This is a genomic window from Streptomyces sp. SYP-A7185, assembly GCF_046103685.1.
GTDB lineage: Bacteria > Actinomycetota > Actinomycetes > Streptomycetales > Streptomycetaceae > Streptomyces.
On the sequence record NZ_CP122310.1, the window covers coordinates 7,913,529 to 7,925,786 of the forward strand.

Below are 12,258 nucleotides of genomic sequence, written 5' to 3' on the forward strand. Positions count from 1 at the left end.
GGCCCCTATCTGGTGTTCGGGGTGATTTTGAGAGCAGCGTCAGCCGGACCAACGGATGGTTGTCCCTCCCGGGTGACCCCTTTCGCCAATCCTTTATCTCCGGGAAGAGTCTGGCTCGGTACCCACGTCAGCCAGGGGGTTGGTCGAACGGGTTCAGGGCGCCGTCAGAGGCGAAGCTGAGGGCGATCGGCGCCCAAGGCCTCCACACGTCGATCTCCGGCTCTTCGGTTCACTCGTCACCTGTTGCCACGCCAACAGCTTTGTCAGGGCGTCGGGCGCGATCGGTGGCCGCCTCTATGGCGATGCGCAGCCTATGGGCCAACGGGTGATCCGGATGCCGGGTCAGCCACTCTTCGCCCAGGCGAAGAGGGATGGCCGTCCGACTCAGCGGGAGCGTCGGGAGAGTCAGTAAGGCTTCGAGGATCAGCCCTGTTTTCGGGAGCGTGCCATGCAGATCGAGCCATCGCAGTGCGCACTCGACGGCACGTGACTGCTGGTTCGTGTCGAGGGCAGGGTGTCGGAGGACGCCTGAGAGTACGGAGCGAGCCTTGGTCGAAGTGTCGGTGGTCAAGCGGTCCAATGCGATGTTGATGCCGGCACGTTCCTGTTCATCCGACAGCTCCGGACGCGTGAGGAATGAAGCCAGAACGGGCCTCTGCATTTTGCCGCCGTGGGATGCCAGCCATCGGAGGCTGACGTCTGCGATGGCTTGAGCCTGAGCTGTCGTCAGGCCCTCGCGCTGACTGAGCATGGTGGCCATGAACTTGTGGTCGTGCGGCCGCGCCAAGAGCTGGGCGCATCCCTGGTCGATGGCGGACTGGAGCTGGTCGGCGCCCAATTCGGGCACACGCAGAAGGGGGTCGAGGACGGTGCCGAAGCACTCGTGGTCCTGATGGGCCTCAAGCCATTCGAAGGCGTGCGTGACCGTTGCGCGAGTCTGGTCCGGGGTGAGCTGCTCATGGTGCAGGAGGAGGCGCTGGAGCACCGCTGGGGCGGACGGGGCGTCGAGCTGGGAGGACAGTTGGTCCAGCAATGAGGGAGCCGCATCAGGCGCGCCGTCGTTGACGAGCAGGGCCTGCACGACGTGGGAAGTCTTCGAGGTGTCCGTCTCCGCAAAGCCTTGGATGACCCACGATCGAGCCAGGGCGGCTGCCTGACGCTTCAACTCCGCCGGACAGTGTTCAGCGGCCAGGGCGCTCAGTAGGACGCGTTCCGTGCTCGCGTGTTTCTCGGGCTTACCCAGCCACTCCATGGTGTGCCGGAACAGTTCAGCCTGGGCGACTCGTGGAAAGTGGTCGCACTCCAGGAGAGCACACAGGGAGGGACCCACATCCGCACCGACCAGGATGCTCCTGCGCAACCAGGCGAAACCTCTGCTGACCGCTTCCTCGCGGACGGAGTCGTTGACATCTTCACGCTGAAGGAGAGCACGCATCACCGCGCCGACTCCGCTGGTGCGGTGATGCGTCAACCATGCCAGTACGACGCTTGTCACCTCTCCCAGCCGAGCGGGCGAGTGCTCCATGGCCAAGAGGCGTTTCAGAAGAGACGCGGTGTAGCGCCAGTCCGGTCGGGGCGGCAACCAGCGGAGCGTGCAGTCGACCACGAGATGCTCGGTCTCCGGCGAGAGCCTCGGGAGGGCCAGCAGGGCGTTGAGGAGATGCTCGGCATCGGTCTGGTCACCGCGGCGGGCGAGCCAGTCGACTGAAGCCTCGACCAGAGCGACGGAGGGCTCCTCCGAACTTCGGAGAGAGGCAGTCAGAAACGGTCTCGCCGTGAATCTGGCCTCGGCTCGGGAGAGCCACGGTGTCACGAGCGCGGCCCACACGGTGGATGTGACGCCGCACCAAGGCCTACTCGTCACCAGTGTCAGCAAGGCTTGTTCACCGACATGGTCGGAGTGTTCCAGGAGTTTTCCCAGTGCGCCCGCCTGGGCAGCAAGCCATTCGCTGCAGAAGCGTTCCAAAGCTGTCGCTTGATGTACGGGGCTGTGCGCGGTCAAGTCGGCTGCAAGACGACGGAGATGGCTGGTGAATACCCCGAATGTGCCGGGATGCCGCATGACCGCGGCGAACAGGGCTTCGGCGGAGACTTGATGAACACTCCAGCCCGGAGCGGGCATCAGCGACTGCAACAGCAGTTCGTCGGTGACGATGTCGTGCACCACCATCAGACGCCCATCGGCTTCGTCGAGCCACCCCAGAGAGATGAGCGTGTCGACGACCTGACGCCCGCTGTAGCGCCTGCCCTGGTCTCCAGCTGTGGCCAAATAGAAGTCGACGGCCTGTTCAACGGCCCGCCGGGGTTGGGGACTGGACGCCACCGCCACGGCGAAGGCGAGCTGGCCGACATCGGGAGTCGCGACGTCCAAAGGTGAAGCAGCGGCGGGGGCACTCCTCGCGAGTGCATCCCGCCGCATCCCTTCCCGGAGCCAGGTCAGCAGTTCGCCGGGGCGGACCGAGGCCGTCACCTGGAGGGGGAGCTGTCCCAATCCCTGCTCCTCGATCGTCCGCGCGATCAGGAGGGCGGTGACCGGACGGCGCCCACACAGGCGGGACAGCTCCTCCAGCCCCCACTGACGGGAAGTCTCGGGGGCCGCGTGCTTCAGCACCTGAGTGATGACAGCGGACTGGAAAGGCCAGTCGTCCCGTAGGAAGACGTCGTCCAGCAGGCGGGCGCTGCCGCGCAAATGGGCGGCATGGCGCGAGCCCGGCCGGACCGCCGCCAAAAACGCCACGTTCACACCGCGCCTGCGAGCTTCCGGAAGCAGTACTTCGTCTAGGGCCTGCAGATCCAGCTGTGGACAGGTGTCGAGATAGTCCAGTACCAGCAGTACTCGTCTGCGCCCGCATGTCAGGACAGACTCCGCCACATCGTCGATATTCACGGTGCTGTCAGCTTGGACGTGCAAGACCTCCCAGCCGACGCGGTCGGCCCTTTGTGCCACCTCGAAACATGTTCTTGTCTTACCCGAGCCAGCCGGTCCGATCAGGAGGACGCCGCGAGAGTGGTCGGTGCTGAGACGGCCAAGGAGTTTGTCGGGGTGGGCGTCGTGGCCTATCCCCGGATGAACGAAGGGGAGGTGTTCCTGGTCCAGGTAACTGCGTCGTCCGCGCAGACCTCGTACCACATCGGCGTGTGCGCGTATGGGGCGGCGCACATTGGTGCCGTCGGTCAATGACACGGACGAACCCAACGACACCCGGTCCACTCCGTGCTCGCCCAACAACTCCTCGAACAGCGGATCCTCGGTGAGTCGGGAGAAGTCGGTCGCGGTCAGGCTTGCTGCACCAGCCGGGACGTGGTGGCTCGTGCACACACCCACCAGCACATTGTCCCAAGTGAGCACACCTGCCCCTGATACTCCCCGCCAGGGGGATCCACCTGCTTGTCGAGGGGCGGGGCTGGCGAGTGACAGTTCCATCTCGTGACTTCCGAGGAAGGAACCCAGAAGAATGGACCCGGAAATCTGCCGCGTCACTGGCACGTCGCTGCGGTTCGCGAAGTCCGGGAACCCGACAGCGACGAACGGGATGGACCCCACGGATCGAGGTACTACGCCCCACCGAGCCGGAGGGACCGCATCGGCTCCGTCACCAAGGCACAGCAGGCCCAGATCGACACCCTGGTCTCGGTGCCGGAAGACCTTCTCTACGCTCACTCGCTGTGCGGACTGCCCGGGCAACCGCACCTCATAGGTGCCCTCGTGACCGGAGAAGGCGTGGCCGGCACATATGGCCAGCCGAGAAGTCAGCAGAAAGGCCGAAGCCGCAAAGCGAGGGGTGCCATCGGGGTCCCGGCGGACCACCATGGCGACTCGCTCAAGCACGTGTTGTCTTTCGATCACCGCGGGCGCGCCCGGGGCTGGCGGATGCAGATTGACTTACTCAAAGCGTCAGTCCTCCAGTCGCGCTCCATGCGCCGAATCTGTGAGGACAGAGCCGCCCTCCGCCGTTTCCGCCGTCAACTCCAGCGAGACGGTGTGCGTAGCGGACGCGCCCTTGGTCGCCTTCCCGTCAGCGGTGAGAACCCAGAACTTCACCCCGCCTTGGGCTTCCGCCGACGCCGTCACAGCGACTTGTACGTCCAGCTTCACCGACTGCACCCGAAGCCGCACGGGTTGGCCCGCGCCGTCTGCCATGGCCCTCGACAGCTCCCCGCGCAGCGCTTTGATGGTTTCCGCCAGACCGATCTCCACGAACTCCCCTTTACCTGCCCCCACCACGGCCGCGCCAGACTCATGGCTGCAGAGGCAGACTACGTGAACAGCCCATGCTAAGGGCCCGTTTGGAGATCATCTAGACGGCTGAGCTGAGTACCCGTGCAGGGGTCTGGCATGAAATTGACTCGTGGATGAGGAGTTCAGGCTGTGATGGATGCACCGCGGATGGTGGGTCCGAGACTGTCGGCCTCCGTGAACATGTGACGCACGGGAAGTCGCAGATGAGGGGCCGTTCGATGAACGGCCCCTCACTGGTTTCCGCACGCCCCCCGACGTGGGAACACCATCCCCCGTGTGCTCTGGGTGCCGCCGGCCGCGGCCATGTTGCCTATCGGCGCGTGACGGCGTGCCGCGGGGTCATCGGACTCGGTTGCAGCCTGAAGGGGCCCTGTCCGGGTAGTAGTTGCACACGTTGATCTGTACGCCGTCCACCTTGGACAGGGGTGTGCTGTACGTGCCGTTTACCTTGACGCGCTTCTGGGAGGTCCAGGTCCACTGGCCGTTCTGGTACTTCCAGTAGCTCAGGTACAGGCCGCCCGCCCAGCCGTCGCCCGGGCACTTGTCCTTGACGCTGATGTTGAAGTAGGCGTTGTAGGTGTCGCGGCCCTGTGCCGTGCCCGTCCAGGAGTAGCTGTACGTGCCTCCGGCGTCCGCGCAGCCGTTGCTGGTCTCGCCGTAGACGCTGGCCGCGTGCGCCGTGCCCGAGAGGGCGATGGTGGCCGCTGCGGCCAGGGTCATGCCGATCCCGGCCTTTCCGATCCTCGACGCCAAGCCTGTCTTCTCCATCGGTGCTCCCTTGTGTGAGTCGTGAGTCGTGATTCGTGAGCCTTGAACTGTGAGGCGTCAGCCGTGCGTCTTGCCGTGCGTGCTCGGCCGGACTGGAGACAGGCTTGTTGAGGCTGGGGGCACTGCGACAGGGGAACCTTCTGTCCCGGACAGGCCGCGCGTGTCCGGGCTGGTCAGAGACTTGTCCGCACCTGGATCCGGACAGCCGGACATGACGTGATTCCTCGTTGTCACTGTGATGGGGACACAGCAAGATGAGGCTCATGGGGAACCTGGGGGACTCGCCACTGCACGAAGATGCGTCGCCGCACGACATCCGCGACGTCGCCGGCTTCATCGCCTCGATGCGGCGGCTCAAGGAGCGTTCGGGGCTGACGTACCGCGAGCTGGAGGAGCGCGCCGCCCTCGGCGGTGATGTCCTGGCGCGCAGCACCCTCGCCGACGTACTGCGCCGGACCAGCCTCCCGCGCCCCGAGGTCCTCGCGGCGTTCGTCCGTGCCTGCGGGGACAGCGAGCGGCTCGACGCCTGGCTCGCCGCCCGGGACCGGCTCGCCGCCGGGCGCGGGACAGATGAAGACGACACGGCCGTGTCCGTGCCCGTCCGCTCCCGGCGGGTCACAGTGGCCGTCGGTCTCGGCTTGGCCGCGCTCGTTGTTCCGTTCCTTGGTTGGGGCGCCTGGGTGCTGTTTGGTGGTGACTCCGCCGAGTCCGGCGCGTCGGACGCTCCTGCCGATGGCTGGGTCACGATCCGGCCCGCCCGCTCGGCCGAGCTCTGCCTGACCGACGGTCGCGACCGTGCGGGGCGCTACGAAAGTGCCGTCGCCGTTCAACTGCCCTGTGCCCAGGCGCCCGTTCCGCGCACGTACCTCGAACAGGTGGGTGCGGGCCGCTACCGCATTCAGTGGCACCACCCCGAGATGGGCAAGGGCTGTCTGGCGGTCATGGGCGGGGACCAGATCAAGGGCATGATCGAGCCCCGTCAGAACTGCGCGCAGGCCACCGTCTTCCGGGTGGAACCGGATGGTGAGGGGGCCTTCTCGTTACGTCCGGACGGCGACGGCGGTAGGTGCATCGGCATCGTCGACGGCCTCACCACCGCGGGCGCCGAGGCGATCGAGGAGCGTTGTGCCGATGGGGCAGCGGATCAGCGGTTCCTTGTTCGGGCGAGCTGACCACGCCCGGCGTCGCCAACCCGCCGCGCGGCGGCGTCCGTGGTGGCTTGTTCCTGGCGGTGCATCAGGCTCGTCTTGTGCCTGATGCACCGCCAGGAGGCCTGCTATTTCTAGCAGTTGCCGTCCGAGACCTTCAGGCCCGTGTTTGCTCCCGCCGTTCTGGCCACGATGTTCGGCACGCAGGCCGCGCTGTCGAGGGTGTACGCGTAGGGGATGCTCACCGTCGTGTTGGACGTCGGGTTCGGGCCCGCCGGGTTGTACTCGTCGTCCGCGGGGGACCACGTCACCTTGTCGAAGGTGTTGCCGCTGACCTGCCAGGAGCCCGCCGCGTCCGTGTAGAAGGTGCCCAGGACGTCCTTGGAGTCCTTGAAGTAGTTGTTGTCCACCTTGGCCTTCGCCCCGGCGCGGGAGTTGATGCCGGATTCGTTCAGGTCGACGTAGTAGTTGTTGTAGATGTGGGCCGTGCCGCCGCGGAGCAGGGGCGTGCGGGAGTCGATGTTCTCGTACTTGTTGTGGCTGTACGTGATGTAGCCGTTCGAGACGTCGCTCTCGCTGGAGCCGACCAGGCCACCGCGCCCTGAGTTGCGCAGGATGCTGTACGACAGCGTCACGTACTGCGTGTTGTTCTTCATGTCGAAGAGGCCGTCGTAGCCCTCCGACTCCCCGCCCGACGCCTCCAGGGTCGTGTGGTCGACCCAGACGTTGCGGACGTCGCTCTCCATGCCGATGGCGTCGCCGCCGTTGGACGTGGGAGAGCCGGACTTCTTGACGTTCTTGACGGTCACGTTCTGGATGATGATGTTGCTGGAGTCCCTGATGTGGATGCCCAGTTGGTCGAAGACCGCGCCGCCGCCGACGCCGACGAGCGTGACGTTGCTGATCTGCTTGAGCTCGATCACGCCCGCGGCGGTGTTGCAGCTGTCGCCCGACACCTTCGCGGTGTTGGCGTGGTTGATGGTCCCCTCCACCTCGATGGTGATCGGAGTGTCGTCGGCGGCCCGGCCGCACAGGGCCGCGTGGATCGCGGTGCCCGTCGTGGCCCGTACCGTCGTGCCGCCCGCGCCTCCGGTGGTCCCGCCGTTCTGCGTCGCGTAACCGGTGGCGCTGCCCGCGACGGCCGCTGCCGCCGCTTCCGGTTGCGCGGACGCCTCCGGCAGCGTCATCGCCGTACCGACCGCTGCCGTGACGGCCAGTGCGGCCAGCGTGACGTGCAGTCTTCGTGAACGTGCTCGGCTCATGCTCATGCTCGGCTCCCTGTTCATCGTTGAATCCCGGGTGTCGTCGTCCCGCACGCCCTAGTCGTCGCGGTGGCCGCCGAGGTTGCCGCCTTGTCGCCGGCTTCTTCGGGCTGCGTCTTCGTTGCTTCCGGCCGTTGCTTCCGGCCGTTGCCTCCGGCCGTTGCTTCCGGCCGCTCGGGTCCCTCAGCCCCGAGCCCTTCAGCCCCGAGCCCTTCAGCCCCCAGCCCCCAGCCCCCAGCCCCTCAGTGCTGCTGCTGAGGGCACAGGCGATGGGGTTTCGGGTCGGACCTGAGCTTGGCGTCCACGCAGCCGCCCGGCAGTCGCCCGTACGCCTTCGTCCCGAAGTTGGCCGTCACCGTCAGCTTTCCGGCGCCGAACTCCGAGCGCTGCACCGTCCCGTCCCCGGTCAACCTCTGGAAGCCGGTCATCCGCTCGGTGGCCGCCGCCTTGTGCAGTGGTGCGAAGTAGCGCTGGAGCATCGCCATCTCCTTGCCCGTCGACCTCAGGTTCTTGGTCCCGAGCGTGAAGTTGAGCGGCGTGTTGTAGAGGGCCGACATCAGTGCTCGGTCCGTCTTCTGCGCAGGGAGCTTGTTGTACGGCAGCTCCCAGCGGTCGGTGTTGACCACGGAGTCGTGCAGGGCGGTTTCGTAGAGGGGGACGCGGTAGCGCGGGTCGTACATCGCCTTCGCCAGCGCGGGCGGCAGCTCGGCCTGCCGGAAGAAGACCGCCGGCTCGTCCTCCGGTGCGTAGCCGCCCCACTTCTCCTTGTCCTTCTCCAGTTTCCACAGGCCGTCCGCGACCGGCGTCTGCCCGCCGTGGTCGAAGGCGAGCACCGGAGTGGCCCAGGCACCTGCGGATTCGGAGCCGAGGACGAACCTGTGGTCGGAGGCGAGCCTTCGCATGCGCTTCAGGCGGTTGGCGCGGTCCTGCTTCTTGTTCATGCGATGGCTCTTGCTGCTGTCCGTGAACAGCTCGCCCGCCGCGTCGACGTCCAGGAAGTAGCTGGTGGCGCCGTTCGCCGTGATCTTCTTCGCCCGGTCGGTCAGGTAGTGCCCGCCCGGCCCGGCGTGCTCGGCCTGCTCGAACGCCTGCGAGCTCATGTAGCAGCCGCGGCCTCCGAAGCCCTCCTTGACCTTCCCGGTCCAGTCCCGGACACAGAAGTCCGGGTAGACCGAGCCGGGCCACTTCGACGAAGGGTTGTCGGCGCTCTCCGCGGGCTGACCGTTGGCGTAGGAGTCGTACGGGCCGACCAGGTAGCCGTTGCGCTTCGCCGCACGGACGGCTCGCTCGTCCATCGGCTTGTCGTCGGCGTCGTAACCGAGCCACAGGCGCGAGACGCCCAGCTTGCGTAGTTCGTTCACGCCCTTCGCGGTACGGGCATCGCCCCAGGCGTAGGCGTGTACGGCCCCGAGCAGCCGCCCGATCTCCGGGTTCTCCTCGATCTTCCGCTTCAGGGAGCGCAGCTTGTCGTGCTGGTCGAGGTAGGCGCGGTAGTCGGTCGCCGAGGAGACCTGGGAGGGGTCGGTGAGGGAGAAGTGCACGGTGTAGTCGCGGGTCTGCTCGCGCCGCGAGAACTCGTGCCGTGCCGTGGAGTTGAGGCGGCCGGCCTTCGACGCGAAGCCCAGGGAGGTGCCGATCTCCTCGGGCACGATGTAGCCGACGCCGTGCTTGCCCTGGGTGTAGCCCCAGGCCGGCAGGGTGAGACCGCCCGCGAGTTCGGCCTCGGAGTCCTTCAGCCCGGCCTCGCCGGAGTTCCAGAAGGGGTCGCTCACCGGCACGCGCAGGCCCTCGCCGCGGGGGATCTGGAGGGCCGCGTTCACGCCGGGGGCGGTGCTGGGCCAGGACAGGTTCTGGTCGGCCGCCGAGTGCACCGTCATGCGCAGTCGGCCGTGCTCGCTCCTCGCCGTGACGGTGAGCTTCTTCGCGGGATACGACCACCGGGCCGTGCCGCCGTCCACGGTCACCTCGCCCGGTTTGCTGAGCCGCTGTACCGCCGCGCCGGACACCGGGAGTGAGGTTCCGTCGTTGGCGTGACCCGTGACGCGCAATGACCCGGTGTCCACGCGAGCGGTGCCACCGCGCACGGTGAAGTCGACCGATCCGCCGCGTACTTGGGGCGGCGAGGCAGGGGAGGCACCGTCCGACGGCGGCTCGGCCACGGCGAGATACCCCGCCGACGCCGCCGTGGCGGTCAGTGTCACGGCCACGGCGACGCCGTACGTACGCAAGCGGCGCCGACGCCGCGCGCCCGCGATGCCGTCGTGCCGCCGCCGAGCCTCCTGCGTCCGACTGCTGTTGCTCCGCGCGGAGTTCACATAGTTCACGGGGGAGAGGGTCGGGGGTGAGCGTAAGAACTTCCTAAGAGCCCGCGTGCCCCACGTAACCGGCGTGCCCCACGTGCCCCACCTGCCCCATATGACCGGCGTGGCTCACGCCCCCCGTGTGCACCGCACACCCCGCATGGCGGATCATCGGCATCTTCTGGCAGATTATCGGAAGTGCGACAGTGGCTTCGGCGTCGACGATGACGACGTGCGAAGAAAAGCCTCCATCACTCTCCTGTCCGCCGGGCACGCCTGCGTCGACCTGTACCAGGGCGCCGTCGCGTCCCTGGTGCCGTTCTTCGTCGCCGAGCGCGCCTACAGCTATGCCGCCGTCTCGGGCATCGTGCTCGCCGCCTCACTCTTGTCGTCGGTGGCGCAACCGGTGTTCGGCATCCTCACCGACCGCCGGGCGATGCCGTGGCTGCTCCCGGTCAGCACGCTCCTCGGGGGTGCGGGCATCGCGTTGAGCGGGGTGAGCGACTCGTACGCGCTGACCCTGTTCTTCGTGGCGGTGTCCGGAGTGGGCGTGGCCGCCTACCACCCCGAGTCGGCACGGGTGGCGCGGCTCGCCGGCCGGGGGAGCCACCGGGGCATGGGCTGGTTCTCGCTCGGCGGCAACCTCGGGTTCGCGGTGGCTCCGCTCCTGGTCACCGCCGTCGTCGGCGCCGGAGGCCTGCGTCTGACGCCCCTCCTTGCGCTGCCCGCGCTCGTCGGTGCCGTGCTGTGCCTGCCGGTGCTGCGCGCACTGGAGCGGCAACGACGGGAACAGGAGGGCGACACCTCCGCGTCACGTACGACGGTGTCGGCGCCCGGGGCGGACGACAGGGCGTCGTTCGTGAGGTTGTCGCTGGCCGTGGTGTGCCGGTCGGTCGTCTTCGTCGGCCTGAGCACGTTTCTCTCGCTGTTCGCCACGGAGCGCATGGGTGGCAGCACGGCGGCGGGCACCGTGGCCCTGTTCGTGCTCTATCTCGGCGGCGCGGTGGGTTCCGTCCTCGGCGGCGTGCTGGCCGACCGCTGGGACCGGGTCACCGTCGCGCGGTGGGCGTACCTGCTCGCGGCCGGCTGCGTCGCGGGCGTGGTCTTCGTGCCCGGCCCGGCGATGTATCTGTGCGTGGCGCTGACCTCGGCCGGTCTGTACGTGCCGTTCTCGCTCCAGGTCACGCTCGGCCAGGACTACCTGCCGTCCCGCGTGGGCACCGCCAGCGGGATCACGCTCGGTCTGACCGTCAGCATCGGGGGTCTGGTGAGCCCCCTTATCGGCAGCCTCGCCGACGCGATTTCGCTTCAGGCGGCCCTGGCGCCGCTGGCCCTGCTGCCCGTACTGAGCTGGCTCCTGTTCCGCACCTTGCCGGAACCCGCCGTGCCGGAACCCGCCGCGCCGCAGGCTGTCGATGCCGCTCGGTAGGCGGCATCGACAGCCGAGCGGTCCGCGTCGCTCATCACTCGCCACTCAGTAGATGTTGGCCTCCACCGACACACCGTCGCCCCGCGTGGCGTTGATCTGGGCCCGCAGCGAGATCTCGTCGTAGACGCGGAACTCCCGCACGATGCGGCCCTCCTGGATCAGGAACTGGGAGACGCCGAGCACGGTCACCGGCTGGTCGGTCAGCGGGCCGAAGTCCGGCGTCCCCCGGTAGGTGCCGTGCATGGTCCACGTGACGGCCACCCGCAGCCCCGCGTACCGGGGCGAGTAGTTGGACTGCACGTCCCGCACCTCGAACCGGGCGTCGGGGAAGGCGGCGACCATGGCCATCAGATCGCTCTGGTAGCGCTCGGGACGGATGACGGTCCGGTCGCCGATGGTGTGCAGGAAGAGGTCGCGCACCATGAAGTCGTTGACCTTCTGGAGCCGGCGCTGGGTCCACACCTCGTCGATGAACTCCAGGACCATCTCGCACTCGGGCCGGAACTCGTCGGGCCGCGGTCCGCTGACGCCGGCCAGCAGCACGTCCTTCGGCGCCTCCTCGGTCATCGAGCCGCTGTACCCCTGGAACCGCAGGGCGCGGGCCGCCTCGTCGGGGTCGATGCCACTCTGCAGACAGGTGGCCAGCTCGTCGCGGACCACCCACTCCTCGACCATCCGGCCGCGGCGGTAGAGGCAGTTGGCGACCGTGCGCTTGCGGATGCGGAGGTTGCGGCCGTCGACCAGGTGCTCGTCGGCGGAGAAGACGAGGTGCGAGCTGAGGAAGGCGTCGTTCCCGCGGGCTTCCCACACCACGTCCTCCGCCTGCCCGATGTGGCCGGGCGTGCTGCCCATGCGCATCGTCGTGCCCTCGATCACGCCGTCGCGGCCCACGACGGTACCCAGGCTCGTGTGGACGATCGAGTCCGGCTCGTAGTTGTCGACGATGTAGGAGATGTCCCGGCCGACCCAGATGCGGTCGGTGACCTCACGGATGAAGTCGTCCGGGTCCGCGTAGGGGAGGTAGGCGACGGGGTCGAGCGACATGATGAGTACCTTTCGATGTATTTCTGTGCGGGTCGTGCAATCTGTGCGGGTCGTGCAGGCGGTGCGG

The 12,258-nt window shown here is 67.7% G+C and carries 7 protein-coding genes and 1 pseudogene; 2 read left to right on the plus strand and 6 right to left on the minus strand.

Translation table 11 applies throughout. The annotated features are described in order from the left end of the window. Positions 1–229: 229 nt before the first annotated feature. From QBL25_RS34650 to QBL25_RS34660, 3 genes are all read right to left on the minus strand, one after another. On the minus strand, positions 230–3,349 hold the full coding sequence (locus tag QBL25_RS34650; RefSeq protein WP_409060895.1) for a hypothetical protein: 3,120 nt from the start codon (positions 3,347–3,349) through the stop codon (positions 230–232). A gap of 546 nt (positions 3,350–3,895) precedes the next feature. Beyond that, entirely contained in the window at positions 3,896–4,198 is a 303-nt protein-coding gene (locus tag QBL25_RS34655; RefSeq protein WP_409060896.1) for a trypco2 family protein, read from the minus strand. Between the two features lie 381 nt (positions 4,199–4,579). Next, positions 4,580–5,008 (minus strand): hypothetical protein, encoded by a 429-nt coding sequence (locus QBL25_RS34660; RefSeq protein ID WP_409060897.1) that lies wholly within the window; start codon positions 5,006–5,008, stop codon positions 4,580–4,582. Positions 5,009–5,271: 263 nt separating this feature from the next. Between QBL25_RS34660 and QBL25_RS34665 the strand changes: the two genes are divergently transcribed. After that, positions 5,272–6,180 (plus strand): XRE family transcriptional regulator, encoded by a 909-nt coding sequence (locus QBL25_RS34665; RefSeq protein WP_409060898.1) that lies wholly within the window; start codon positions 5,272–5,274, stop codon positions 6,178–6,180. Between the two features lie 113 nt (positions 6,181–6,293). Here the strand turns inward: QBL25_RS34665 and QBL25_RS34670 are convergent. Both QBL25_RS34670 and QBL25_RS34675 read right to left on the minus strand, forming a co-directional pair. Next, positions 6,294–7,418, minus strand: a pseudogene (locus QBL25_RS34670) (polysaccharide lyase family 1 protein); the annotation flags it as partial. A 242-nt stretch (positions 7,419–7,660) separates the two neighbouring features. Beyond that, positions 7,661–9,742, minus strand: a complete 2,082-nt coding sequence (locus tag QBL25_RS34675; RefSeq protein ID WP_409060899.1) for a glycoside hydrolase — start codon at positions 9,740–9,742, stop codon at positions 7,661–7,663. A 208-nt stretch (positions 9,743–9,950) separates the two neighbouring features. Here QBL25_RS34675 and QBL25_RS34680 point away from each other — a divergent pair, with 208 nt between their 5' ends. Then, positions 9,951–11,147, plus strand: coding sequence for an MFS transporter (locus QBL25_RS34680; RefSeq protein WP_409060900.1), 1,197 nt, complete (start codon positions 9,951–9,953; stop codon positions 11,145–11,147). Between the two features lie 45 nt (positions 11,148–11,192). Here QBL25_RS34680 and QBL25_RS34685 read toward each other — a convergent pair whose 3' ends face one another. Further along, positions 11,193–12,191 (minus strand): ester cyclase, encoded by a 999-nt coding sequence (locus QBL25_RS34685; protein WP_409060901.1) that lies wholly within the window; start codon positions 12,189–12,191, stop codon positions 11,193–11,195. Between the last annotated feature and the right edge of the window lie 67 nt (positions 12,192–12,258).